The 24,329-nt window shown below is 61.3% G+C and carries 21 protein-coding genes and 2 pseudogenes; 15 read left to right on the forward strand and 8 right to left on the reverse strand.

Annotated elements, in window-relative coordinates; all coding sequences use genetic code 11:
* The first annotated feature begins 32 nt into the window (after positions 1–32).
* From J3P73_RS07325 to J3P73_RS07335, 3 genes are all read left to right on the forward strand, one after another.
* Positions 33–761, forward strand: coding sequence for a DUF899 domain-containing protein (locus tag J3P73_RS07325; RefSeq protein ID WP_018068144.1), 729 nt, complete (start codon positions 33–35; stop codon positions 759–761).
* Between the two features lie 29 nt (positions 762–790).
* Entirely contained in the window at positions 791–1,258 is a 468-nt protein-coding gene (locus J3P73_RS07330; protein ID WP_207579838.1) for a DUF1579 domain-containing protein, read from the forward strand.
* 77 nt (positions 1,259–1,335) lie between these two features.
* A complete protein-coding gene (locus tag J3P73_RS07335) occupies positions 1,336–2,115 on the forward strand; it encodes a VOC family protein (RefSeq protein WP_024322696.1) in 780 nt (259 codons plus the stop codon).
* A gap of 210 nt (positions 2,116–2,325) precedes the next feature.
* Here J3P73_RS07335 and J3P73_RS07340 read toward each other — a convergent pair whose 3' ends face one another.
* Entirely contained in the window at positions 2,326–3,852 is a 1,527-nt protein-coding gene (locus tag J3P73_RS07340) for an ABC-F family ATP-binding cassette domain-containing protein (protein ID WP_207579839.1), read from the reverse strand.
* A 383-nt stretch (positions 3,853–4,235) separates the two neighbouring features.
* On the opposite strand from J3P73_RS07340, the pseudogene J3P73_RS07345 reads away from it, so the two are divergent.
* Positions 4,236–4,734: pseudogene (locus J3P73_RS07345) on the forward strand (metal-dependent hydrolase).
* A gap of 7 nt (positions 4,735–4,741) precedes the next feature.
* On the opposite strand, the gene J3P73_RS07350 reads toward J3P73_RS07345, so the two are convergent.
* Positions 4,742–6,334, reverse strand: a complete 1,593-nt coding sequence (locus J3P73_RS07350) for an ABC-F family ATP-binding cassette domain-containing protein (RefSeq protein WP_207579840.1) — start codon at positions 6,332–6,334, stop codon at positions 4,742–4,744.
* A gap of 254 nt (positions 6,335–6,588) precedes the next feature.
* Positions 6,589–8,151: a helicase HerA-like C-terminal domain-containing protein gene (locus tag J3P73_RS07355; protein WP_130661208.1), complete on the reverse strand. Its 1,563-nt coding sequence runs from the start codon at positions 8,149–8,151 to the stop codon at positions 6,589–6,591.
* 224 nt (positions 8,152–8,375) lie between these two features.
* Between J3P73_RS07355 and J3P73_RS07360 the strand changes: the two genes are divergently transcribed.
* The 3 genes from J3P73_RS07360 (at position 8,376) to J3P73_RS07370 (ending at position 9,701) form a co-directional block, all read left to right on the forward strand.
* Positions 8,376–8,768 (forward strand): hypothetical protein, encoded by a 393-nt coding sequence (locus J3P73_RS07360; RefSeq protein ID WP_003546502.1) that lies wholly within the window; start codon positions 8,376–8,378, stop codon positions 8,766–8,768.
* Positions 8,769–8,863: 95 nt separating this feature from the next.
* Entirely contained in the window at positions 8,864–9,319 is a 456-nt protein-coding gene (locus tag J3P73_RS07365) for an NUDIX hydrolase (RefSeq protein WP_130661209.1), read from the forward strand.
* A 40-nt stretch (positions 9,320–9,359) separates the two neighbouring features.
* Positions 9,360–9,701 carry a hypothetical protein gene (locus J3P73_RS07370; protein ID WP_130661210.1) on the forward strand — a complete coding sequence of 114 codons (342 nt, stop codon included), beginning with the start codon at positions 9,360–9,362 and terminating at the stop codon, positions 9,699–9,701.
* Between the two features lie 34 nt (positions 9,702–9,735).
* Here J3P73_RS07370 and zwf read toward each other — a convergent pair whose 3' ends face one another.
* The 3 genes from zwf to J3P73_RS07385 all read right to left on the reverse strand — a co-directional run bounded on the left by zwf (position 9,736) and on the right by J3P73_RS07385 (position 13,549).
* Positions 9,736–11,244, reverse strand: coding sequence for a glucose-6-phosphate dehydrogenase (zwf, locus tag J3P73_RS07375; protein WP_024324043.1), 1,509 nt, complete (start codon positions 11,242–11,244; stop codon positions 9,736–9,738).
* A 135-nt stretch (positions 11,245–11,379) separates the two neighbouring features.
* On the reverse strand, positions 11,380–12,150 hold the full coding sequence (tam, locus tag J3P73_RS07380; RefSeq protein ID WP_130661211.1) for a trans-aconitate 2-methyltransferase: 771 nt from the start codon (positions 12,148–12,150) through the stop codon (positions 11,380–11,382).
* Between the two features lie 124 nt (positions 12,151–12,274).
* On the reverse strand, positions 12,275–13,549 hold the full coding sequence (locus J3P73_RS07385) for a hemolysin family protein (RefSeq protein ID WP_018070831.1): 1,275 nt from the start codon (positions 13,547–13,549) through the stop codon (positions 12,275–12,277).
* A 685-nt stretch (positions 13,550–14,234) separates the two neighbouring features.
* Between J3P73_RS07385 and J3P73_RS07390 the strand changes: the two genes are divergently transcribed.
* The 4 genes from J3P73_RS07390 (at position 14,235) to J3P73_RS07405 (ending at position 18,395) form a co-directional block, all read left to right on the forward strand.
* Positions 14,235–16,616 (forward strand): methyl-accepting chemotaxis protein, encoded by a 2,382-nt coding sequence (locus J3P73_RS07390; protein WP_207579841.1) that lies wholly within the window; start codon positions 14,235–14,237, stop codon positions 16,614–16,616.
* 184 nt (positions 16,617–16,800) lie between these two features.
* A complete protein-coding gene (locus J3P73_RS07395; protein WP_207579996.1) occupies positions 16,801–17,364 on the forward strand; it encodes a P-loop NTPase family protein in 564 nt (187 codons plus the stop codon).
* Positions 17,339–17,809 carry a GNAT family N-acetyltransferase gene (locus tag J3P73_RS07400; protein ID WP_130685214.1) on the forward strand — a complete coding sequence of 157 codons (471 nt, stop codon included), beginning with the start codon at positions 17,339–17,341 and terminating at the stop codon, positions 17,807–17,809. Before J3P73_RS07395 ends, J3P73_RS07400 begins: the two co-directional genes overlap by 26 nt.
* A gap of 73 nt (positions 17,810–17,882) precedes the next feature.
* Positions 17,883–18,395: a P-loop nucleotide/nucleoside kinase family protein gene (locus J3P73_RS07405; RefSeq protein ID WP_207579842.1), complete on the forward strand. Its 513-nt coding sequence runs from the start codon at positions 17,883–17,885 to the stop codon at positions 18,393–18,395.
* A gap of 117 nt (positions 18,396–18,512) precedes the next feature.
* Here J3P73_RS07405 and J3P73_RS07410 read toward each other — a convergent pair whose 3' ends face one another.
* Both J3P73_RS07410 and J3P73_RS07415 read right to left on the reverse strand, forming a co-directional pair.
* Entirely contained in the window at positions 18,513–18,962 is a 450-nt protein-coding gene (locus J3P73_RS07410; protein ID WP_024323852.1) for a hypothetical protein, read from the reverse strand.
* 127 nt (positions 18,963–19,089) lie between these two features.
* A complete protein-coding gene (locus J3P73_RS07415; protein ID WP_024323851.1) occupies positions 19,090–19,776 on the reverse strand; it encodes a TetR/AcrR family transcriptional regulator in 687 nt (228 codons plus the stop codon).
* 183 nt (positions 19,777–19,959) lie between these two features.
* On the opposite strand from J3P73_RS07415, the gene J3P73_RS07420 reads away from it, so the two are divergent.
* The 4 genes and pseudogenes from J3P73_RS07420 (at position 19,960) to J3P73_RS07435 (ending at position 23,763) form a co-directional block, all read left to right on the forward strand.
* Positions 19,960–21,138 (forward strand): patatin-like phospholipase family protein, encoded by a 1,179-nt coding sequence (locus J3P73_RS07420; RefSeq protein ID WP_130685218.1) that lies wholly within the window; start codon positions 19,960–19,962, stop codon positions 21,136–21,138.
* 28 nt (positions 21,139–21,166) lie between these two features.
* Positions 21,167–21,925: pseudogene (locus J3P73_RS07425) on the forward strand (acetoacetate decarboxylase).
* Positions 21,926–21,951: 26 nt separating this feature from the next.
* Complete coding sequence (locus J3P73_RS07430) at positions 21,952–22,734, forward strand: 3-hydroxybutyrate dehydrogenase (protein WP_207579843.1); 783 nt, start codon at positions 21,952–21,954, stop codon at positions 22,732–22,734.
* Positions 22,735–22,869: 135 nt separating this feature from the next.
* Entirely contained in the window at positions 22,870–23,763 is an 894-nt protein-coding gene (locus tag J3P73_RS07435; RefSeq protein ID WP_207579844.1) for a DUF2092 domain-containing protein, read from the forward strand.
* Positions 23,764–24,329 lie beyond the last annotated feature (566 nt).

The following is a 24,329-nucleotide window of genomic DNA, read 5'->3' on the forward strand; positions in this document are numbered from 1 at the left end:
TCACCGGCAAGCGCTGGAGGAGGGCGCATTTCATGCAGAACGAGGTTGTTTCCCGCGAAGAATGGCTCGAAGCCCGCCGTGCCCTGCTGGCAAAGGAGAAGGAGGCGACGCGGCTGCGCGACAGCGTCAACGCTGCCCGTCTGGCGCTGCCCTGGGTGAGGGTCGACAAGGATTATGTCTTCGAAACGCCGGAGGGCAGGAAATCTCTCGCCGATCTCTTCGACGGCCGCAGCCAGCTGCTGATCTACCATTTCATGCTTGGCCCGGATTGGGATGCCGGCTGCACCGGCTGCTCCTTCCTGTCGGATCATGTCGATGGCGCCCTGCCGCATCTGAACCATCACGACGTCACCTGGGTCGCCGTTTCGCGCGCACCGCTCGACAAGATCGCCGCCTATAAACAGCGCATGGGCTGGAAATTTCCCTGGGTCTCCTCCTTCGGCAGCGATTTTAATTTCGATTATCACGTTTCTTTCAGCCCGGAGGATCTTGCCAAAGACAAGGTCTTCTACAATTTCACGCCTATGCAGCCGGCTGATGCCAATGACGAACTGCCGGGCCTCAGCGCTTTCTATCGCAATGACAAAGCCGAGGTCTTCCATACCTATTCGAGTTATGCCCGCGGGCCGGAAGAACTGATCGGCACCCTGATGATCCTCGACCGCGCGCCGAAGGGCCGCAACGAGGACAGCACGATGAATTTCGTGCGCCGCCACGACGAATACCAGGAGGCCCCGAAGGCGCCATCCTGCTGTCACTGACATAGGCCACCATCACTCAGGGAGAAGAGATGATGAAGACCGCTGAAGTGCTGAAGGAACATTCCTTCCTGGAAAGACTGGTCGGCGACTGGACCGTCACCGCGCCCGACATGACGGGCGGCGAACCCTGGACCGAGACCGTCCGCTCGCTGCACGGCATCTGGTTCGTCGCCGAAGGGACCGGCCGCATGCCGGACGGCAATGAGGCCACCAGCATCCTGACGCTCGGCTACAACGCCGCAAAAGGCAAGTACATCGGCAGCTGGATCGGCAGCATGATGGACTATATGTGGGTCTATGAGGGCGAGGTCGACGCGTCAGGCAATGTGCTGGACCTCTATACGACAGGGCCCGACTTCACTGGCGAGGGCCTTGCCGATTACCGCGAGCAGATCACCTTCACCGACGCCGATCACCGCACCTTTATCTCCAGCGCCAGACAGCCGGATGGCTCCTGGAAGCAGTTCATGGAAGCGCATTACGCCCGCAGGATCTGACAACCACGGCGCTCAACCTCGAAAAAGGGGCCTCGTATGAGGCCTCGGAAGAGGGGCGTCGAAATAGGGAGAGTATGATGTCTGAGACGCATGGAAAGTTCATCTGGTGCGAGTTGATGACCCCCGACACATCAGCTGCCGCGAAATTCTACAGCTCGGTCGTCGGCTGGACCACCTCCGAAATGAAAATGGAGGGCATGCCCACCTATACGATCTTCGAGGCGAACGGCATCGGCGTCGCCGGCCTGATGGAATTTCCGGCTGAACTCGAGGGCAAGGGCATTCCGCCGAACTGGACGGGTTATGTCGACGTCGACGACGTCGACCAGTCGGCCAAGGATTTCGCCGCCAATGGCGGTTCGGTCCGCCGTCCGCCGGAAGACATCCCGACCATCGGCCGCTTCGCCGTCGTCGCCGATCCGCATGGTGCGGTGCTCTGCATCATGACGCCGGCGCCGATGGACAAGCCCATGCCGGAACTGGCCGTCGATGCGCCCGGCAATATCGGCTGGCGCGAACTCTACGCCGGCAATGGCCAAGAGGCGCTGGCCTTCTATTCCAAGCGGTTCGGCTGGACGAAAGACAGCGAATTCGATATGGGCCCGATGGGCGTCTACTATCTCTTCGCCTACAATGGCAGGCAGATCGGCGGCATGATGACCAAGCCGGAAAACCTTCCGATGCCGTTCTGGTGCTATTATTTCATCGTGCCGACCCTCGATGCTGCAACCGAACGCCTCACATCAGGCGGCGGCAAGGTCGTCCACGGCCCGATGGAAGTCCCCGGCGGCAGCTGGATCATCCAGGCCACCGACCCACAAGGCGCCTTCTTCTGCCTGGTGGCCCCGAAGCGGTAGGTTTTGACGCATTGTTGGCGGCGTGCCGTGGGGCCTCCCTCATCCGGCTGCCGCCGCCTTCTCCCCGAGGGGAGAAGAGATATGCCGCAGCGTCTCGATTCCCTCTTCTCCCCTCGGGGGGCCGAAGGACGGGTCGAGACCGGTGGCTCGGGCCCCGGCCAGTGCCCGTAGGGCGGATGAGGGGGCGGCACGGCATGCCGTCAACATCTGTCACCCCACACCCTTTACCGAAGCAAAAAACCCTTCGGGGCTCTCTACCTCCACCAGCCGCTTCTTCTCGATCAGCCAGAACCGGTTTCCCACCGCCCGCACGAAACTGCGGTCATGGGAGACCAGCAGGCAGCTCGCCTCGTGCGCCATCAGCTCGCTCTCCAGCGCTTCCTGCCCCTCGATGTCGAGATGGTTGGTCGGCTCGTCAAGCAGGGTGAAGTTCGGCTCGGTCAACCTCAGCACCAGCATGCCGAGCCTGGCCTTCTGGCCGCCGGAGAGCTGGCCGATCGGTTTTGCCTGCATGCCGATCGTCATGCCGGCGCCGGCCAGCAAGGCCCGCGCCCGCTGGTCGCCGACATCGAAACGGCGGATGATCGTGCCGATCGGCGTGTCGGTGTCGGTAAGATCGGCAAGCGCCTGGTCGCCATAGCCGAGCACCAGCGACGGCGTCGCCTTGATGCTGTCCCGCGCCGTCTCCGGTCTTTCGATCGCCTGTTTCAGCATCGACACCAGCCGCGACTTGCCGGCGCCGTTGAGGCCGAGCAGCACGATGCGGTCGCCCTGGCAGATGAACTGCCGGCCGGTCTTGAACAGCAGCGTTCCATCCGGCGTCGTCACCGCCGCATCCTCCAGCGTCACCAGCACCTTGGCATGCGTGCCGCGATTGGAAAGCCGGATCGCGCCGGCCGAGCGCTCCAGATGCGCCGGTTTTGCCGCATCCTCCAGCTTCTCCGCCCGCTGCTTGAGCTGCTTCGTCTTGACGACGAGCAGATCGCTGCCGGAATTGATGCCGATATTGTTGAGCTTGGCCGCCTGCTTGCGCAACTGCTCCGCCACCTTCATATCGCGCTCATAGCGCCGGGCTTCGGAAGCGTCGGCCTCGTCGAGGGCGGCGCGTGCGCGCGTGTAGGGCAGGGCGAAAACCGGCGATTGCTCCGGCCGCAGGAACAGCGTCCGGTTGGTCGTCGCATCGAGGAAGGCGCGATCGTGGCTGGACAGGATAACCGGCACGTCGCGCGGCAGCGCATTCAGCCAGCTCTCCAGTTGCGCGATCTTTTCGAGGTCGAGATGGTTGGTCGGCTCGTCGAGCAGAAGCACGTCGGGCTCGCTCACCCAGGTGCGGGCAAGCATGGCAAGCCGCTGCCATCCGCCGCTCAACTGTTTGAGCGGCCGGCCGCGCATGGCCTCCGGCACGTCGAGCGAGTCCAGCACCACGTCGACCCGCCAGCTTTCGCTTTCGGCCTGATCGGCCGGCAACGCCTGCAGCACCGCGTCGTAGAATGGCGTGTCGAAAAGGGCAGGCGGCACATTCTGCGCGACATGGCCGACGGTCAGCCCGCGCGCTTTGGTGATCTCGCCCTCGCTCGGCTCCAGCGCGCCGGTGATGCAGGCAAGCAGCGTCGATTTCCCCCGGCCGTTGGCGGCGACGAGGCCGATGCGGTCGCCGGCATTGACGACAAGATTGAGCTTGGAAAACAACGGATTGCCCAGCGTCACGCCGAGACTGCGGATATTGATGAGTGTCATGATCGTTCTCTGGTCTTGACCGGGTATCAAGCGCGGTCCGGGGGCGTTCAGCCATCACGGGATTGCGCGGTTCGAGCCCGGCAAATGAGAGGAATGCGCGCTGTCATCTACGGCGTCGCATTGGCCACGAAGGGCAGACCAGGAAGAGATGTCGAGAAACGGTCTCTGGTCAGCCCTGCAAACGCATTTGCAGGGCGTTGACGGGACCACGCTGGCGATTAAACCGAAAATAATATTGCATTGCGTGATCCTCCTTTCTCAAAAGCTTGCGGGACCCAAATAACATTGCCCGCGAAAAGAGGCAAGGGAGCCGGACCTGTGCCGATTCTAGCCATAAACCGCGCATAGAAAATTCTTCGGGACCGACCGGGAGAATAAGACGCATGCTCATTGCCCATTTGCCGGCAGGCTACCTTCTCGGGAGCGCCGCGCGGCAGCGGTCCGCCGCACCCGGCATCATGACCGCAGCCTTTGATCGGCAGCGTATTGCCGGATTTCGACATGGTCTATTTCTTCCTGACCGGCGGCAAAGTCCACCATCACGACTATGTCTCCCACTGGCCGCTTTTTTGGCTCGGCTTCGCCGCCACGGCCCTGCCGGCGATCGGTCGACTGACGCCGGACTGGCTTCCCACGGCCGCCGTCTTTTTCGCAGCCGTCATGCTTCACATGGTTATGGATACCGTCGCTGCGCCCATGCTTTGGCTCGCGCCATTCGATTGGTCGAAATTCGAGCTGACGACGGTGCCGGCGACCTACAGCAATTGGGTCGTGAGTTTCATGTTGCATTGGACCTGCGCTCTTGAACTCCTGATCTGCGTCACCGCGTTGATCGTCGCCGTCTGCCGGAGCCGTCGCGTCGGAGGCCGGCAGCAGGCATGAGCCGGAATTATCCCGGGTCGGCGGGCGACAGTTCCAACCGCCGCGTGATCCCAATGCTCTGAAGGAACGTTTCGTCGTGGCTGACGACGAGCAGCGCGCCGTCATAGGCGCGCAGTCCGGCCTCGACCGCTGATATCGAGTCGATGTCGAGATGGTTGGTCGGCTCGTCGAGGATCAACAGCGGCGGCGGTGCCGAGCCGAGCACGCAGGCAAGGCCCGCCCGCAGCAATTGCCCGCCGCTGAGCGTCGATACGGTCTGCAGCGCCGGATCCGCCCGGAACATGAAGCGGGCAAGCGCAGCCCGGCAGGTATTTTCATCGGAAAGCGGATTGATCCGGCGGAAATTGTCGCGGATCGAGATCGACGGATCGAGCAGGCTGACCTTCTGATCAAGCATCGAGAGGTCGGTCATGACGTTGACCGTGCCGGCCCAGGGTTTCAACTCGCCGGTAATAAGCGCCAGCAACGTCGTCTTGCCCGAGCCATTGCGGCCGGTGACGGCGATACGCTCCGGTCCCGTCACATCGAAGGAGAGATCGCGGATGACGGGATCATCAGGCTGGTAGCCCGATGTCACGCCATCCATCTTCAGCACGATCTTGCTGGCGGGCAGCCCGGTCGGCGGCAGGGTGACCGACAAAGGCTGGAGGATCTCGATCTTCTCGCGCGCCGCCCTTGCCTCTTCCAGTGCCTGCGCGCGCCGGCGGTCGGCGAGACGGGCATTGTCGCCACCCGTCGTTTCGCTTCGCTCCTTCATACCGCCGAGCACGATGCGCGGAATGCCGCCTTTGGCGGCCGTCTTCCGCCCAGTGCTGTCGCGTTGCGCCTGACGCTCCACCGTCGCCTGCGCCTTTCTTGCGACCTCGGCCATGCGTTTTTCGGCGTCAGTGAGATCATGCCGTGCCGCCGCGAGCTCGAGCGCCTTGCGCTCGCGATAATGGCTCCAATTGCCGCCGTAGCGCGTGGCACCGAGCGACGTCAGTTCGACGATCGCATCGACGCTTTCGAGCAGTTCGCGGTCATGGCTGACGATGATGGCGCCAGCCCGCCAGCCTGACATTAGCGCGATCACCGCATCGCGGCCTTCGCGATCGAGATTGTTGGTCGGTTCGTCGAGCAGCAGAAAGTCCGGTTCGGTGAAAACAAGCGCGGCAAGCCCGGCACGGGTACGCTGCCCGCCGGAGAGCACGGCAAGCGGCGTCTCCGGCGGTGCGTCGAGCCCCGTCCGATTGAGCGCTGCGGCGATGCGCGCCTCCAGCATCCAGTCCGCCGCTGCAAGCTCGTCGGCCGTTGCCTCGCCGGCTTCGGCACGGCGAAGAATAGCGAGCGCATCGGTCACGCCGAAGAGATCGGCAACCGTTTCTTCAGACGTCACCTGAACGCTCTGCCGCAGCACGCCAAGGCTGCCGTTGACGGATACCGTGCCCGAATGCGGCTGGACCTCACCGGAGACGAGCTTCAGCAGCGTCGTCTTGCCGACGCCGTTGCGCCCGACGAGACCGGTACGCTCCGCCCCGAAACTCAGGTCGAGATCGGAAAAAAGCGGCCGCCCGTCAGGCGCGGACCATGAAATTTGGGAGAGAGTGATGGATGCAGGCATGGATATGGATTTCCCCGTTGGCAAGGCGAACTGGCGTTGCGATCGGGTTGAAATCCATTGCGGCACACATCCTGTTGAAATGGTCGATGGCAGGTAATTTAGGGAATAAAGGCATCAGGTTCAAGGCAAAGCAGCCGACTTGCCGCCGGGCGGCTTCTTCCAGAGACTGCCCCTCACCCTAACCCTCTCCCCGTAAACGGGGCGAAGGTGCCGGCAGGCGGATGAGGGGCAGGTGGCACTCTGCTGCGAAACGCCTACCGCTTCAAACTACCCAATATCCCGCGCACCAGCGCCCGGCCGACCTGCGTCGCCACCGTGCGCGCCACGCTCTTCATTGCCGCTTCCACCACCGTTTCGCGCTGATAGCCGGGCGCTCGGCCGCGCGATTGACCGCGGCCCTGGTTGTCGTCATTGCTGCCGCCGAAGCCCGGCAGGCTCCAGCCGGAGGTCGTGCTGCCCTGTTGCTGAGGCGCTTCTTCCTGCGCCCGCTTGGCGGCGTCGGCATCGGCCGCCTTCTTCGCCCGCGCGGCCAGCAGTTCGAAGGCGGATTCGCGGTCGACGTCCTCATCATAGACGCCGAGAACCGGGCTCCTGTCCATGATCTGCCGGCGTTCGTCATCGGTCACCGGGCCGACGCGGCCGGAGGGTGGGCGGATCAGCGTGCGCTCGACGATCGAAGGCGCGCCCTTGGCCTCCAGCGTCGAGACCAGCGCCTCGCCGGTGCCGAGATTGGTGATGACGGTGGCGCAATCGAAGGCCGGATTCGCACGGAAAGTATCGGCGGCCGTCCTCACCGCCTTCTGCTCGCGTGGCGAATAGGCGCGCAGCGCATGCTGTGCCCGGTTGCCGAGCTGGGCGAGCACCGTTTCCGGCACGTCGAGCGGGTTCTGCGTCACGAAATAGACGCCGACGCCCTTGGAACGAATCAGCCGCACCACCTGCTCGACACGTTCGGTCAGCACCTTCGGCGCATCGTTGAAGAGCAGGTGCGCCTCGTCGAAGAAGAAGACGAGCTTCGGCTTGTCGGGGTCGCCCACCTCGGGCAATTCCTCGAAGAGCTCCGAGAGCAGCCAGAGCAGGAAGGTGGCGTAAAGCCGCGGATTCATCATCAGCTTGTCGGCCGCCAGCACCGAGATCTGGCCGTAGCCGTTGTTGCTGGTGCGCATGATGTCGGAAATCTTCAGCGCCGGTTCGCCGAAGAAATTCTCGGCGCCCTGCTGTTCGAGAACGAGCAGCGCCCGCTGGATCGAGCCGACTGACGCCTTGGAGATCAACCCGTACTGGTTGGAAAGTTGGCTGGCGTTCTCGCCCATATAGTTCAAGAGCGAGCTGAAATCCTTGAGGTCGAGCAGCGGCAGCCCGCCCTGGTCGGCGATTTTGAAGGCGATGTTGATGACGCCTTCCTGCGGTTCGGAGGCATCCATCAGGCGGGCGAGCAGCAGCGGTCCCATCTCGGCGATGGTAGTGCGCACCCGGTGGCCCTTCTCGCCGAACAGATCCCAGAAGATCACCGGAAACTGGTCGAATTCATAGTCGGTGAAGCCGATCTGCTCGGCTCGCTTCGTCAGGAAATCCTTCGGCTCGCCCTTGGCGGCGATGCCGGACAGGTCGCCCTTGATATCGGCCGCAAAGACGGGAACACCGGCCCGGGAGAAGCCTTCAGCCAGCACCTGCAGCGTCACCGTCTTGCCGGTACCGGTAGCGCCGGTGACGAGGCCGTGGCGGTTGCCGAATTTCAGGTCGAGATATTCCGGCTTGTTGATGCTGTCATCGGGATTGCGGCTCGCGCCGATGAAAATCTTGCCTTCCTCGATCATTCGGAATGCTCCCTTGGGGCTCTGCCGCCATTTGTATGAGAAGGCTTGCTTCTGTCGCCTTCATCGAACCATCGTTTCCCTGTTATAAGCAGGGAGATGGATGCGGACAACTGTTTGCATTGAAAGCAAAACTGGACAAAGTGCCGCCCGGGGAGGGGCCGGCTTGAGTTGCGGTCAAATCTCGATTAACGTTGACGTTAACGTCAAAAAACAGGAGGCTGACGATGAATGAAATTGTGACCCAGATCGCCGATCGCGTGGGTATTGCGCCTGATTTGGCCGAAAAGGCGCTCGGCATGATGCTCGGCTTCCTGCAGCGCGAGGCCGCCGATGGCCCGGTTGCCAAGATGATCGAAGCGATCCCCGGCGGCGCCGATCTCGTCGCCCAGTTCAACGGCGCAGGTGCCGGCGGCGGCGGTCTTCTTGGCGGGCTGATGAGCTCGCTCGGCGGCGGGGGCATCATGGGGCTCGGCCAGCAACTAATGGGCGAAGGCCTCGGCATGGGCGAGATCACCTCGCTTGCCAAGGAAACCATCGCGATCGCCAAGCAATATGCCGGCGAGGAAGTCGTCGACGAGGTCGTCGCTTCCGTCCCGGGCCTCAGCCAGTTCGTCTGAGACGAGGGATCTGCAGGAGCCTCGCTTTATTGCGGGGCTCACTGTTCTCGTCACCGGGGTGAAAAGCAAGCGTTGTCCCTATGGAAGGAGAGCAGATGACCGTCTGGCGCCCATCGCAGCAGATCAGGGTGAAGGTGATCGGCCTCGCCTGGCGGAAAGATCAGCTCCTCGCCGCCGAAGTGGAAGATGACAGCGGTCGCATCAAGGGCGTTCGCCCGCTCGGCGGCGCGATCGAATTCGGCGAGAGCCGCGAAGAGGCCCTGCACCGCGAATTCGCCGAGGAGCTCGAGACCGATATCCGAATCGTCGGCCCCTGGCATTTGCTTGAAAACATCTACGAGCATCATGGCGCGACCGGTCACGAATTCATATTCGCCGCCGACATCGAACTAGCCGATGCATCGCTCTACGAACGCGACGAAATCCGCTACTGCGAACTCGACGAGACGGCGGCGACAGCGCGCTGGTTCGGCCGCGGCAGGCTGCGCAACGCCGGCATCGATCTCTATCCGACAGGCCTCGACAAACTGCTGTCGCGCTGGCGCTATTGAGCTGGAGATCGCCCGCTCTGCCCCCGCTTCCAGGGGAACAATGAGGTCGTTCTGCTGTTTCTGTCGCATCGCTGAAACCATAGGGAATAGCATCATGCGTATGTTTCTTGCAGCAACCTCGATCATTCTCTTCGGCTTCGCCGCGCCGGCCTTCTCCCAGGCGCTTGCTGATATGGACTATAGCGGCCGCTTCGGCGGTATGCCGCCCGGCACGGTGCCGGGGGCGGAATCCAATGGCGCACTGATGATTCCACTCGATCCAGTCGAAACCGGTGATATCAACGTCGTCATTCCGCGGGATCGGCCCACTTGCCCACGGCCCGGAACGCGTCAGTACCGCGCGGCCGAGCGCAACGGTACGCTAAGCGACGCCTGCCGCTGACGGGATAGTCCCGGATTGGAAAGCAGAACCGTCTTTATTTGCCGTTTCTGTGCAACAAAACGCCGAGTTCATGCCACTGCCGCCTGTCGCGCTGGATCAGTTCGTAGGCGCAGGCCGGTCCCATGCTGCCCGGCGCGTAAGCGTCGGGTACGCTCTGATCCCCAGCCCAGATGTCGAGGAAGGGTTGCACCGCCGCCCATCCGGCCTCGATGCCGTCGGCGCGCTGGAACAGGGTCTGGTCGCCGATGAAGAGATCGTAGAGCAGCGATTCATAGCCGGTCGTCTTGGCGATATCGAATTTGTCGGCATAGCGGAAATCGAGCGAGACCGGCACGGTATCGACGGAAAGCCCCGGCGATTTGATCGAGATTTCCATGCTCATGCCCTCGTCGGGCTGCACCTGGATCACCAGCCGGTTTGGCGGCAGGCGACTATTGACCTCGGTCTCGCGAAACTGCGCAAACGGCACCGGCTGGAAGGTGATGACGATCTCGGTGTCGCGCGCCGTCAGCGCCTTGCCAGTCCTGAGATAGAAGGGCACACCGGCCCAGCGCCAGGTATCGGCATAGAGTTTCAGCGCCACGAAGGTCTCAGTCCTGCTGTCGGGCGAGATGTCCTTTGTGTCGCGATAGGCCGGAAGCTCGGCGCCATTGAGCGGGCCAGCACCATAGGCGCCGCGCACGCCATGCGTCTTGGCCTCCTCAGGCGTATAGATGCGCAGCGCCTTCAGCACCTTGCTCTTCTCGTTGCGGATTGCTTCGGCATCGAAGCTGTTCGGCGGCTCCATGGCGATCATCGCCAGCAGTTGGAAGAGATGGTTAGGCACCATGTCGCGCAGCGCGCCGGTTGCATCATAGAATTTGCCGCGGCTGCCGACATCGACGATCTCGGCGGCGGTGATCTGCACATGGTCGATATAGCGGTTATTCCACAAGGACTCGATCATCATATTGGCAAAGCGCGCCGTCATCAGGTTCTGCACCGTCTCCTTGCCGAGGAAATGGTCGAGCCGGTAGACTTGGCTTTCTTCGACCTGGGCGAGAATCTGCGCATTGAGCGCCTGTGCCGAGGCGAGATCGGTGCCGAACGGCTTCTCGATGGCGACGCGGCGGAAGACGCGGTCGCTTTCATCGGTCAACCCGTGGGCGGCGAGCTTCTCGACGATCGTGCCGAAAAAGGATGGCGGCACCGCGAGATAAAAAGCGGCATTGGCATTCGGCCCCAGCCGCTTGCCGATCTCGACGAAAATATCGTCCTTGGTGAAATCCCCGGACGTATACGAAATGCGCCGGCGCAGGCTTTCCCAGGCCTCGTCCGTCACCGTCGGCTCTTCGCCGCTCAGATGGCTGAGGAATTGGTCGAGCCGTCCGCGCAGGAATTCGTCGTCACCCGGCTCAATGCCGATGCCGAGAATGTGGAGATCCTCGCCGACGAGGCGGCTGCGTGTCAGATTGATGATCGCCGGCACCAGCAGGCGGCGCGTCAGGTCTCCCGTGGCGCCGAAGATGACGAGGGTGACCGGCGGGGTAGGGGCAGCGTCCATGTGTCATCTCCTTGGATTTTCCGGCCGACTATACTGCGCGCTGGTTTTGCCGCAACATATGCAGGCGAGGGATAACAGGCATTTGACACCATCCGGAGTGGCTGAGCTCACGTCACCTTGTTGGCGGGCGGCCGATTACCCTTTCACCGCCACCATGAAGATCCTCGGAAACCGCAGCAGCACCCGCCCGTCCGACATCTTGGGATAGGCCTTTTCCACCCGCTTGAGGTAATCCGCCAGGAATGCCTCGCGATGCTCTTCGCCGGCGTGGGCGAGATAGGGCATCAGCCCGGTTCCCTTGACCCATTCGACGATCGCCGCCGGATTCGCCATCGGGTGATTGTAGATGGTGTGCCAGATATCGACGCGTGAAGCTTTGGCGATCAGCCGGCTGTAATAGGTGGACGGCGGCGGCAGGGCCTTGCGGCGCACGCTCTTCGCCTCGAAGGCAGTCTTCCACGGGCCGGCATGCGCCGTTTCCTCCATCGCCAGATGCGAGGGTTCGCCGAGATTGTCGGGCATCTGCACGGCAAGCACGCCGCCTTCGGAAAGCCCGTCCATCAGCCGGTCGAAGATATCGAGATGATCGGGCAGCCATTGGAAGACGGCATTGGCAAACAAAAGGTCTGCAGGTTCGTCCGGCTGCCAGCGGGTGAGATCCGCCTCGACGAAGGCAGTGCCCGGAAGCCGCTTGCGTGCTGCCTCCAGCATGTTCATGTCGCTGTCGACGCCGGAGACGCCGGCCGCGCCATAGCGCCCGATGATCAGTTCGGTCGAATTGCCCGGTCCGCAGCCGAGATCGATGGCATGACGAATGTTTTGCAGCGGCACCTGTGCCAACAGGTCACGCGCCGGTCGCGTGCGTTCGTCCTCGAATTTCACATATTGATTGGCGGACCATGCCATGGCGTTCACTCCTGCTGTCAGGCCACATCGTCCATGTGGTGGATGCGGATCTTGTCGATGTTGCGGCCATCGAGCTTGACGATCTCATCGGCGAAGTCGCCGGCGACGAAGCACCCGCCGATCTTCACTCAGCCGATACAAGTATTTTGTCCACACGCCTCCCGTCGAGATCGACGACTTCGAAGCGCCATCCATCTCTCGTGAAGCTCTCGCCCAATTCCGGCAGATGTTTCAACTCTTCCAACACCAGGCCGGCGACAGTCTGATATTCCAGATCGCCATCGAGCCTGAGGTTTAAGAATTCAGCGAACTCGTCAATCGGCGTCCAGCCCGACACGAGGTAAGAACCGTCGTCTCGACGAGCGATGGCCTGTTCATCGACAGGTCCCTCCTGGAGAGCCCCCATGATTGCTTCCAAAATGTCACCCGACGAGACAATCCCCTCGAAATGGCCGTACTCGTCGAAAACCAGCACCATGTGAACGGGCGATTTCCTGATGGCTTCAATAACATTGATGGCAGTTGAAAGATCTGAAACCACCGGGACGTCTTGCGTCAGAGCCTTGATGTCGACAGTGCCGTGTTCGGACATCGAGTCGTAGAAGTCCTTGACCGGAAGGATGCCGATCACCTCGTCCGAACTGCCTTTTCGAACGGGCAACCGCGACCGCTTCGTCCGGTGCAACTGGGTCCGAATTTCATCAAGGCTGTCGTCGATATCAATAATTTCGACGTCTCGCCGGGGCGTCATAAGCGCTCGGGCGGTGCGGTCCGCCAGCCGCATGACGCCTGATATCATCGCGGACTCTTCGCTTTCAATAACGCCAGCCGACTGCGCCTCGGCCAGAACAGTTTTGATCTCTGCGTCAGAGACATTGTCGCCACCTTTTCCTGTTTGGCCCAAGAGCTTGAGCACAAGATTTCCGGAGGCGTTCAGAAGCCACACGAGTGGCAGCGCGATTTTTGAAAGTACCGCCATAGCGGGCGCGACCTTGGCCGCAACCGCTTCGGGTTCCCGTAATGCGATCTGCTTGGGAACAAGTTCGCCGACGATCAACGAAAGATATGTGATTGCCACAACGACTGAACCTACGCCAATGGCATCGGCCGCCGTCGATGACATCCCCTGGGCTTCCAGCCATCCGCTCAGGCGGCCGCCGAGCGTGGCCCCTGAGAACGCGCCGGATAGAACGCCGACCAGCGTGATGCCGATCTGCACTGTAGAGAGAAAACGACCGGGATTTTCGGCAAGTTTGATCGCTTGGGCTGCACCCTTGCTTCCATTGTCGGAGAGAACCTTTAGGCGGGCCGTTCGAGAAGACACAACAGCCAGCTCCGACATGGCGAGCACACCATTCAGGATGGTGAGAAACGCCACAATTCCAATTTCCAGAAACACAGGGACCCTATTCTTTGAGGTTGTAATGCCGCATTCATCGGGCGAAGCGGCGAGGCATTCGAAGGGACGCTCTATAGACGTATATACGTATCGCCTATCGTCTTTCCCTCATCGTGTTGACATCAGTGCAGGTTGCATCAGACCGCTCCTCTGAAGTGAAAGTCATGGGCCATCGGTAAAACCGGGTAGGCCCCGCGGCCACCCGTCATCGACAATGGTCTGGGAAGCGGCTCTCTGCGGGAACCTTGATATGCTTGAGGCGAGGCGGAGGTCATCGCACCGTCTACAGTGGTCGCCTGCTTCGTCGGTCGGGAGATCCCGGTTGGAAGGGGCGGAGCTTGTACTGGATGGGTCGCTGTCAGGCATGTCGCAATTTTGACGGTGAAACAGTGCCGACGCAAGAGGTGCCGGGCGAAAATCCTTATAGCGTCTTGATGTGACAGTTTCGCCAACGGCAGCAGCATCGCGTTTGCGCGTCTTAAAAAGAGGCGCTGCGAGCTGCCCGGTCATAGGTAAAGCCGGCGCAATACACCGTAAATTAACAGCCTCTTCGTATTTTCTTTATATTGCGAACGATTTCCGCGACGTGCAGGCACGTCTCGAAATCAGTTCTCGGTCAGGGGGAAGCCGGGACGGAATAGATCGGTGCGCGATCGATGACCTGCCCGTTCGAGGAGGTAAGCGCATGCAGTTCAAATCGGCTACCGGACGCAACATTTTTTCCGTGGCAGCCTGCGGTGTCGTCGCGACGATCGCGGCATCGAGCGTTCTTTTTTACATCGCCTATAACGATATGCGCAAATCGAGCCTCGATCAGATGCTCCAGATCGCTGCCACCAACGCGCTTAGCGTCGAGAAATCCATGAGCGTGGCGCTCGGCATCGTCAATGCGTTGGAAACGTCGCTGTCGACGATGAAGGAAGGCGGAAATTCCAATCGTGCGACCGCCGACGACCTGCTGAAGAACATGCTGCAGGATAATTCGATGGCGCTCGGTGTTTGGACCGGTTGGGAACCGAATGCCTTCGACGGCAAGGACAAGGATTTCGTCGGCAAGGACGGCCACGACACGACCGGCCGCTACGTGCCTTACTGGGTCAGGAGTGGCGACAAGATCCAGCACACGCCGCTGGTCGATTATGGCGTGTCGGGCGCCGGAGACTACTACCAGCTTCCCTTTACCCAGAAAAAGACCGTCGTCATCGAACCCTATGTCTACGCGGTCGACGGCAAGGACGTGCTGATGACCTCGGTCGCCAAGCCGATCATGGTCGACGGCAAGGCGCTGGGCGTCGCCGGCATGGACATTTCGCTCGACGACGCCAACAAGGCGATCTCGGCAGTCCACCCGATGGAGACCGGCTATCTCAGCCTCGTGACAGGCGCCGGCAGCATCATCAGCCATCCCTCCGCCGAGCTCGCAGGCAAGAATATCAAGGATGGCGGTGATCTCACGGCCGGCTGGGATCAGTTGATCGCCAAGCCCGGCGTCGAGCAGGAGATCGCAGGCCCGGACGGCCAGACCTATTTCTCGGTCGCCTATCCGGTAAAGCTCACGAATGACCTCAACTGGTATGCCGTCGTTTCGGTGCCTAAATCCACCGTCTTTGCCCAACTCAACAACATGGCATGGAGCGCCGTTGCGATCACCGCCATCGCTACCCTCCTGCTCGGTCTCGCAGGCTGGCTCATTGCCCGCAAATTCATCCGCCGCATAGAGGGCGTGATTGCCGAGACCGATCGCATCGCCCATGGCCAGCTCGACGTGCAACTGAGCGACAAGAATGCGAAGGACGAAATCGGCGACCTCTCACGTTCCCTCGCCATCCTGCTGGAAAGCAATCGCCAGAAGATCAAGCTGGAAACGGATGCGGAAAGCTCCCGGTCCCGCGAAGAGATCGAACGACAGGAACGTTCCGTCCTCCATGCCGCCCGTGAGGATTCGATCAAGTTCGCGGTCAGCGAACTCGGCAACGGACTGGCCAGCCTTTCCAATGGAGATATGACCGTCCGGCTGGAAAAGCCATTCACCGACTCCCTTGACGAAATCCGCGTCGATTTCAATGCGTCTGTCGAAAAGCTCCAGGCAGCCCTGATTTCTTTCTCCGAAAACGCTGCCGTCATTCAGGCCGGTTCGGAGGAAATCCGCTCCGGCGCCGACGATCTCGCCCGCCGCACCGAACAGCAGGCCGCTTCCGTCGAGGAGACTGCCGCAGCACTCGAGCAGATCACCACCTCGGTCAAGGACTCCACCCTTCGCGCCGAGGAGGCGGGAACGCTCGTCAGCCGCACCAAGGATGGTGCAGAAAAGTCTGGTGAGGTCGTGCGCAATGCCGTTGACGCCATGACCGGCATCGAGCAATCGTCGCAGTCGATCTCCAACATTATCGGCGTGATCGATGATATTGCCTTCCAGACCAACCTGCTGGCCCTCAATGCAGGCGTTGAGGCAGCACGTGCGGGGGAGGCCGGCAAGGGCTTTGCCGTCGTCGCACAGGAAGTGCGTGAACTCGCGCAACGTTCAGCGACGGCCGCCAAGGAGATCAAGGCGCTGATCACCTCGTCCGGCGACCAGGTCAAGCGTGGCGTCGATCTCGTCGGCCAGACCGGCAAGGCGCTGCAGGCGATCGTTGCCGAAGTCCAGCAGATCAACAGCAACGTCCAGGCAGTCGTCCAGGCCGCCCGTGAACAGTCGACGGGTCTCCTGGAGATCAACACGGCGGTCAACCAGATGGACCAGTCGACCCAGAAGAATGCCGCAATGGTCGAGGAATCGAATGCCGCCTCGCACACGCTGGTGACGGAAGTGTCTGCCCTTTCGGAGCGTCTGGCACAGTTCAATCTCGGCCAGACGGCCAACGCGGCTCCTGCCGCCCGGACGATTGCCAGGCCGTTGGCACGCCCGGTCGCGGCGACGCTTGCGGCGCGCAGACCGGTTCCCGCCTCAGCCACCGACCATGCCAGGCCCGCTCCCTCGCCGGCGCGCGCACTCGGCGGCAAGCTCGCAGCCGCCTTCGGCACCTCAGCCGCACCGGCTTCGACCGAGGGCAACTGGGAAGAGTTCTAGGACATTTGGCGCGCGACGCTGCTGAGCGCCGCGCCACACGCGCCCTCGAAGGCGGCAAGCATTGTTTTCCTCAAGCGGCCACAGCTGCAAGGATGGCGCGCGCTCAATTTTGATTTGAAAGCATTCAATATCTCGCGCTAAGGTCACACAAACCAGCATCAGCGCAAAGTCCTCGGAGTTGCCGATGACGTTTCCCAATCCCTCAGCCGCCTTTGACCGCATGCTCATCATGGGCAACGGCGGCGCGGGTAAAACATGGCTCGCCTGTCGTATCGCTGAGCAGCTTCACCATCCGGTTGTCCACCTTGATGACATGCATTGGGAGCCGGGGCGCTACGGCATCGATCGCGACAGAGCGTTGCGGGACGAGATGGTCAGGGCGGCGGCCGAGCGCGATGCCTGGGTCATGGAGGGCGTTTACGGGCAGCTGGCGAACATGGTCCTCAACCGCACGACGACCCTGATCTGGATTGATCTGCCGGAGGAAGAATGCATCGCCAACATCAAGCTGCGAGGCATCCAGGGCGGCGAGTCCCAAACTCAGTTCGATGGCCTTTTGAAGTGGGTGGCCGAATACCGGAGTAGAATGAACAACTGGAACTCTTTCGAGACGCACGCGCGATTGTTCTCGGTCTTTTCCCGTCCGAAATTCCTGTTATCGAGCCGTGAGGCCGTCACCGATTTTACCGGCCGGTTGTCCACGAGCATCGTCGAGGCCATCGATGAACGAGCCCAGATTTCCGAATGACGAGGGCGAAGACGCCTGGATAGTCGTCCAGGTGTCTGCGGATGAACACTGGAACGCCTACCACGACATCCGCCGCGCTGTCCTTTTCGAGGCCCGCGGGTTGATTGGCTATGATGCGAGCCATCCCGATGATCGAAGGGATGGGTATTTCCCTTTGCCGCTTCTGCTTGAAAATACGCCAGTGGGTGCGGCTCGCCTCGATCTGATGGACGATGCGGCGGCGTGTGTGCGAACCGTCGCGATCAGGGCGGAATGCCAGGGAAAAGGGTACGGGCGGATGCTCATGACGGGCCTCGAAAAATTCGCATCACAACACGGGGTCGAGAGATTGGTTGTGAATGCGGCGCGAGACGCCGTCGGATTCTACGGCGCGCTCGGGTGGACCGCCGTTGAGGCCGGTGGTGATAACCCGGTGCTGACTAAGGAATTGCGAACCGGGCCTTAATGGTGAAGTATTGCGCGACCGCGAGCTGATCTGACTTTCTCGTGGAGCTTCTGCAACCAACGCCGAGGTCACGATGCTCATTATCTTTGGCGGTCTGCCTGGCAGTGGAAAGACGACGATTGCCCGCGCTTTGGCCGAGCGGTTGAATGCGGTCCATGTGCGCGTCGATACCATCGAGCAAGCAATCCGCGCTTCCGGAATAGCCGATGATGCCGGGCCTGCAGGCTATATCGTGGCTTACGGTATTGCCGGAGACAATCTGACCCTTGGCAGGACTGTCATTGCCGACTCCGTCAACCCACTTCGGATAACCCGGTCGGCGTGGCTTTCGGTCGCACAAGCGGCTGGGGTGATGGCCGCGGAGGTCGAGGTCATTTGCTCGGACAAAGCCGAGCACCGCAACCGTGTCGAAACGCGCCTCACTGACGTCGAAGGTCTCGTGAAGCCGACATGGCAAGAGACTTCCGAAAGAGCCTATGACGAATGGCACGATGCAATCCTCATCGATACGGCTTTGAAAACGGTGGAAGCGGCTTTGGATGAACTCATGAGCCGATTGAAATTGCAGGCGATGATGAATGAATGATCTCGTTTCCGAGCCGACACCTGACGCGAGGCGGATCTCATCGCAGCGTCCTATAGCGGCGGCCTTCCTGGGTCGCGATTCCGGTTTTGTCTGCCCGGTGGCTCTGTTCCGCAAATCCTATCGTCCGACAGCCAGGTGCCCTGTCGCCAATTCTGCCCGGCAAGCCTCACCAAAATCGAGGAGAAAGTTCATCGCGCCGGAACGGGCAAGATCGCGGATTTCAGAGAGCGAGCGATTGGGCGTCAAATAGGTTTCGACGATCCTTGCCATTGCGAGCTCGGCTGCATCCACGACTGGACGGGATGAGATCAGACGCATCTGGGCGACCAGTGCATAAAGCAGCACGAGGTCGGAAACGTCGTCTTTCTGGTGGCTTATTGCGTCACCGTAAAGCCGCGTCGCTTCGGCGATGAAATCCGAAAACAGCTTTTCGCGTTTGGCAGCCTCGGCCTCGCGTTGTTTTTCCTTCACCTGTGATCGATGCGTCATCCAGGTGGTGGCAAACGAGGTCAGGCTGCCAATCGCGATGCCGGCGAGCCCCATCAGAGCAGAAATGTATGCGTCCATGAGGTTCTCCTCTCGGAACGAGCCGGCGCGCGACACGTAAGTAACAGGGCGGATCGCCGACCAGCCCCAATGCCCAGGCGTGCTGGTCAAAAATTCAAAGGTTTACCAGCGCGAGGCTTGGGAGGTTCTACTCGGCAGGCGGAGGCCCCACCCACACGCCGACTGGTATTTCCGGGATACAATTCGACAATCCGTCGAGCATGCCTTGCAACACGCCCTCGCTCAGCTCTTCAATCTTGCCGCTGGGGCCGACGAGGCTGTCTACCAGCAGCAAGGTCAGTCCATGCATTTGCGACCAGAATATTAGAATGGCACCATCGATCATACGCGTGTTTGCCGCGGTGTTGGGAATGAGGCGCCCAAGAGCGCCGTCGCATATCGCCTCTACCACAACGGCTTTCATGCTGTAGGCCGCAGTTCTTTCGATCGCAGGGCGCCCATTGTCCTGGCCACCAAGGTAGCCGCCGAACATCAATCTGTAGAGCGCTGGATTGTTGACGCCGCCGCAAACGTAAGCGCGCGCTATAGCTGCCAGCCGCTCGCGCGGACTGTCGAGTTCCTTCGTCGCATCGGCCATCCGCTTCGCAAGGAGCTCAAATCCGACTGCCGAGACGGCGGCCAGCAATTCGCGCTTGTCGGCGAAGTGTTTGTAGGGGGCGTTGTGACTGACGCCCGCTCGTCGGGCGAGCTCCCGCAGCGAAAATTCCGTGCTCTGGGATTCGCTGAGGACATCGAGCGCGGCCTCTACGATCGCCCTGTGCAGGTCGCCATGATGATACGGGCGCTGCTCTGTGGTGGAAATATCTTTGGTCATATTCGTCCATTAGGTTTTTAAGTTGCTCGTGTCAACATTTTTGACTGCGCGATGTTGACATTGTCTACTCTAATCTTTAAGTGGGCGTTGTCAACATCTGGCGCGCCCGTTCCGTCTGCTATTTCGGCGCAATACGAGCACGCGATCGGCGCCTACGGACGCTACAACAAAAAAGGTACATTGATGGCCGCTCAACATCCCGTCAAAAACAAGAGGCACCGCATGGCGGAGCGTCCGCCATTCGAGCGTATCGCGCTGTTGTTGCAAGGCGGAGGGGCGCTCGGTTCATATCAGGCCGGCGTCTATCAAGCACTGGCCGAAGCCGGTCTGCATCCTGACTGGGTCGCCGGCATCTCCATCGGTGCCATCAACAGCGCTCTGATCGCCGGCAATCCGCCCGAAAGACGAGTGGAGGCGCTCAGGAGCTTCTGGGAGACGGTAACCGCCCCGGCTCACGGGTTTCCCACTCTGTTTTCGGCGATGTTGGGGGCGATGGGGCTCCAGGGTGATTTCGCGCGTGGCCTGCTCAATCAGGCACATGCCTTCGCCACCCTTATGGACGGCGCCGCGGGCTTCTTCAGGCCCCGTCCGGTGCCACCTTTCTTTTCATCCGCCGGCAGCATCGAGGCGGAAAGCTTCTACGACGTCGCACCGCTGAAGGCGACGCTGGAGCGGCTGGTGGACTTTGACCGCATCAATACAGGGGCCATGCGTTTCAGCGTCGGCGCCGTCAACGTGCGCACCGGCAACTTCGAGTATTTCGACACTACGACCCACAATATCCGCCCCGAACATATCATGGCGAGCGGCTCCCTGCCGCCTGGCTTCCCGGCGACGAGGATCGACGGCGAGTGTTACTGGGACGGCGGCCTTATCTCGAACACGCCGCTGCAATGGGTCCTCGATAACGCGCCGCGCCAGGACACGCTGGCCTTTCAGGTTGACCTCTGGAGCGCGAATGGCGAGTTCCCGCGTGACCTGCTCGGAATCGAACTACGGCAGAAGGATATCCGCTTCTCGAGCCGCACGCGCGCGGCGACCGACCATTTCAGGACGCAGCAGCGGCTGCGCCGCGCACTCGGCCATCTCGTGGAGCTCGTCCCGCAGGACGCCCTGCTGCAAGCCGATCCGGAGATCAAGCTTCTCGTCGATCAGGCCGACGAGAAGGTCTACAACATCGTCCAGCTCATATATCGCGCCAAGAAATACGAAGCGAGCTCCAAGGATTACGAGTTCTCCCGGCTGACGATGGAGGAGCACTGGGCCTCCGGCTACAACGACGCCCTTCAAACATTGCGCCACCCCGAGGTGCTGCAGCGGCCCGGCACGCCGGACGGCGTCGCCATTTTCGACTTCGATTGAGATTTCACCCAAAGAGAAGAGCACGACCATGAAGATCGCCGCAGTCCGCGAAAATGCCTTCGCGATGCCGCTCAACAATCCGGCCTATCCGAGGCCACCCTACAAGTTCTACAACCGCGAATTTGTCGTCATCCACTACCGGACCGATCCGGAGACCCTTCGCGCCGTCGTGCCGGAGCCGCTGGAAGTGATCGGCGACACCGTCGCCTATGAATTCATCCGCATGCCGGATTCAACTGGCTTCGGCGACTAGCCGGAAACCGGGCAGGTCATTCCGGTGCGCTTCACGACGCCATCGGGCAAGGTGCAGGAAGGCAGCTACGTGCATGCCATGTACCTTGACGACAACTCTCCGATCGCCGGCGGCCGCGAGATCTGGGGCTTTCCGAAGAAGCTGGCAACGCCGAAACTGTCGCACGAGCAGGAGACGCTCGTCGGAACGCTGCACTATGGCTCGGTTCTCTGCGTGAGGGCGACCATGGGCTACAAGCATCGCGAGCTCCCGCTGGAGCCGCTGGCAAAGGCGATGGCGAAGCCCGCCTTCGTGCTGAAGGTCATCCCGGACGTCGACGGTTCGCCCCGGATTTGCGAACTCGTGCGCTACTATCTCGAGGATGTGACCCTGAAGGGCGCATGGGCCGGCCCGGCAGCCCTGCAATTGTTCGAACACGCGATGTGCGACGTCGCGCGTCTCCCCGTGCGCGAGGTCACGTCGGCCAGCCACTACATCGCCGACCTGACGCTCGGCCTCGGCGAGGTCGTATTCGACTACCTCCAACACGACTGATCTCCCGCAACTGAAAGGAACTATCCATGTCTCGATTTGATGGAAGAGTGGCGATTGTCACCGGAGCCGCGAGCGGCATCGGCAAGGAGATCGCGCTTCGCTTCGCAGCCGAAGGCGGCATTCCCGTGATCGCCGACCTCAATCTTGACGCCGCGAACGCAACGGCCGCCGAGATCAAGAGCAAGGGCGGCGATGCCTTCGCCGTGGCGATGAACGTCGCCGACGAGGAGCAGGTGGAAAAGGCCGTCGGCGAGGTGGTCGCCAGGTTCGGCAAGATCGACGTGCTGGTCAGCAACGCCGGTATCCAGATCGTCAAGCCGCTGGTCGACTTTCCCTTTGCCGACTGGAGAAAGCTGCTTTCGATCCATCTCGACGGCGCCTTTCTGACCACGCGCGCCTGCCTCAATCACATGTATGCCGCCAATTATGGCCGGGTGATCTACATGGGTTCCGTGCACTCCAAGGAAGCCTCGAAGCTGAAGGGGCCCTATGTCACGGCCAAGCACGGACTGATCGGACGGGCCAAGGTACTGGCAAAGGAGGGAGCCGAGCACAACGTCACGGCCAACGTGGTCTGTCCCGGCTTCGTGCGCACGCCGCTCGTCGACAAACAGATCCCGGAGCAGGCACGGGAGCTCGGCATCAGCGAGGAGCAGGTGGTCAAGACGGTGATGCTCAAGGATACGGTCGACGGCGAGTTTACCAGCACCGATGATGTGGCCGACGCTGTTCTCTATTTCGCGGCGGCCAGGTCCAATGCGGTGACCGGCCAGTCGCTGGTCGTGAGCCACGGCTGGTTCATGCAGTAGGATCGGTTGCGGTCGCACGACGCCCTTTGCGGCGCTGTGCGACAGGAACGCTCCAGCACCCTGACCAACTCTACCTCGCGACGAGCCACAGTCGGCTCGCGCTATCACGTTCTTGAGTATCAAAGGAAAATGAACATGGAAGTCTATAATGGTTTGCGGCGGGCCCTCTTGAAGGCCCGGCGACCGTCTATCGCCACCAGTCCGTCTGTTGACCGCGCAAGCGTGCGCCGGGTGACCGCGACATTGCGGAATGCGCTCCAGACTACCGCGCTCGGCATGATCGTAGGATTCACCGCGCTGCCGACAGCCCGAGCGGATGAGCCGACACCGCCCGTAAAAAAAGCGGTCAGCGACGAGGCCGCGACCGCCGTTGCGCAGATGGGAAAGACGCTCCTTGCCAGCGACCTGACGATCACGGCGAGAACGATCAGCATTTACCTGGATCAGTCCGGACAACCGCTTCACATCTTCCATACGATGAAAATCACGGTGCGTCGTCCCGACCGGATCGCCGTCGAGTTCAACGGCGATGACGGCAAGCATGATCTGTTCTACGACGGCAAGGCGGCATCGGTCTTCTTTCCCGACAGCAAGAACTACGCGACGATCCCCGCATCGGGCGACATACCATCTGCGCTCAACGAGGTAGCAACCAAGCTGGACGTCGATTTTCCGCTCAGCGTCCTTTTTGCAGCCTCTCCGGACAAAGTCCTGCTGAGTGATGCCATGGCCGCCTGGCAGGTGGGAACGGCTACCGTCGACGGCGTCGAGTGTCGGCATCTGTTTTTCTCTCAGAAGTCCGGCATCGATCTCGAATTGTGGGTCGAGAAAAATGGCGCAGCGACGCCGCATCGTCTGGTCGTCACATACCCGTTGCTGCAGGGGGAACCCAGCTTCGTTGTCGAATTCACGGGTTGGCAGACCAAATCCCCTCTGTCCGACTCCGAATTCACCTTTGAACCTCCCGCTGGTGTGAAAAAGATTGAGCCGACTGCGGCCGCCGCGCCGGAAACGGAAAGGGCCAAGTGATGACCTATCTGAAGCGCACCTGCTTTGCTTTTCTCGCCTTGACGGCCATTACATCGGACGCGGCCTTCGGTCAGTTTGCACCGCCGCCCGGCGGCCCACCGCCCCTGCCGTCTGGAGGCCCACCACATCTGCCGTCGGGAGGGCCGGGAGGGGTGCCACGTCCACAGATGGGCGGCATACAGCGTCCGCCGATGGCCCATGGCCGCCCGCCGATGCACGTGCAGAACCGTCCACCGGTGAACCCTCGTACTCGTCTGCCAAATGTCGGTGGCGCCAAGGGGCGATTGGCGGAAGGGCCTGGCCGCGGACGGGGCAACCTGTCCGGAAATATCCGCAACACGCTGAACTCAGGCGGTAACATCAATGGGAACCGCGCCTTGATGAACTCCGGGGGCAACATCGCCGCAAAGGACTCGGGCAACCTCACCGTCAACAACTCTGGCGATCTCAAGGTGTTTGGCAACGGCAACGGATACTTTGGCCGTGGCTATTATGGTCGTGGGGACCACGGCGTTGGAGACTATGGTCACGGAGGGTATGGCCGTGGAGACTATGGCGGTGGAGAC

The sequence above is a fragment of the Rhizobium ruizarguesonis genome, assembly GCF_017357285.1.
GTDB lineage: Bacteria > Pseudomonadota > Alphaproteobacteria > Rhizobiales > Rhizobiaceae > Rhizobium > Rhizobium ruizarguesonis.

Coding starts and splice junctions, on each gene's coding strand:
- J3P73_RS07325 (WP_018068144.1), top strand. CDS start 33: ATGCAGAACGAGGTTGTTTCCCGCGAAGAATGGCTCGAAGCCCGCCGT.
- J3P73_RS07330 (WP_207579838.1), top strand. CDS start 791: ATGATGAAGACCGCTGAAGTGCTGAAGGAACATTCCTTCCTGGAAAGA.
- J3P73_RS07335 (WP_024322696.1), top strand. CDS start 1,336: ATGTCTGAGACGCATGGAAAGTTCATCTGGTGCGAGTTGATGACCCCC.
- J3P73_RS07340 (WP_207579839.1), bottom strand. CDS start 3,852: ATGACACTCATCAATATCCGCAGTCTCGGCGTGACGCTGGGCAATCCG.
- J3P73_RS07350 (WP_207579840.1), bottom strand. CDS start 6,334: ATGCCTGCATCCATCACTCTCTCCCAAATTTCATGGTCCGCGCCTGAC.
- J3P73_RS07355 (WP_130661208.1), bottom strand. CDS start 8,151: ATGATCGAGGAAGGCAAGATTTTCATCGGCGCGAGCCGCAATCCCGAT.
- J3P73_RS07360 (WP_003546502.1), top strand. CDS start 8,376: ATGAATGAAATTGTGACCCAGATCGCCGATCGCGTGGGTATTGCGCCT.
- J3P73_RS07365 (WP_130661209.1), top strand. CDS start 8,864: ATGACCGTCTGGCGCCCATCGCAGCAGATCAGGGTGAAGGTGATCGGC.
- J3P73_RS07370 (WP_130661210.1), top strand. CDS start 9,360: ATGAGGTCGTTCTGCTGTTTCTGTCGCATCGCTGAAACCATAGGGAAT.
- zwf (WP_024324043.1), bottom strand. CDS start 11,244: ATGGACGCTGCCCCTACCCCGCCGGTCACCCTCGTCATCTTCGGCGCC.
- tam (WP_130661211.1), bottom strand. CDS start 12,150: ATGGCATGGTCCGCCAATCAATATGTGAAATTCGAGGACGAACGCACG.
- J3P73_RS07390 (WP_207579841.1), top strand. CDS start 14,235: ATGCAGTTCAAATCGGCTACCGGACGCAACATTTTTTCCGTGGCAGCC.
- J3P73_RS07395 (WP_207579996.1), top strand. CDS start 16,801: ATGACGTTTCCCAATCCCTCAGCCGCCTTTGACCGCATGCTCATCATG.
- J3P73_RS07400 (WP_130685214.1), top strand. CDS start 17,339: ATGAACGAGCCCAGATTTCCGAATGACGAGGGCGAAGACGCCTGGATA.
- J3P73_RS07405 (WP_207579842.1), top strand. CDS start 17,883: ATGCTCATTATCTTTGGCGGTCTGCCTGGCAGTGGAAAGACGACGATT.
- J3P73_RS07410 (WP_024323852.1), bottom strand. CDS start 18,962: ATGGACGCATACATTTCTGCTCTGATGGGGCTCGCCGGCATCGCGATT.
- J3P73_RS07415 (WP_024323851.1), bottom strand. CDS start 19,776: ATGACCAAAGATATTTCCACCACAGAGCAGCGCCCGTATCATCATGGC.
- J3P73_RS07420 (WP_130685218.1), top strand. CDS start 19,960: ATGGCCGCTCAACATCCCGTCAAAAACAAGAGGCACCGCATGGCGGAG.
- J3P73_RS07430 (WP_207579843.1), top strand. CDS start 21,952: ATGTCTCGATTTGATGGAAGAGTGGCGATTGTCACCGGAGCCGCGAGC.
- J3P73_RS07435 (WP_207579844.1), top strand. CDS start 22,870: ATGGAAGTCTATAATGGTTTGCGGCGGGCCCTCTTGAAGGCCCGGCGA.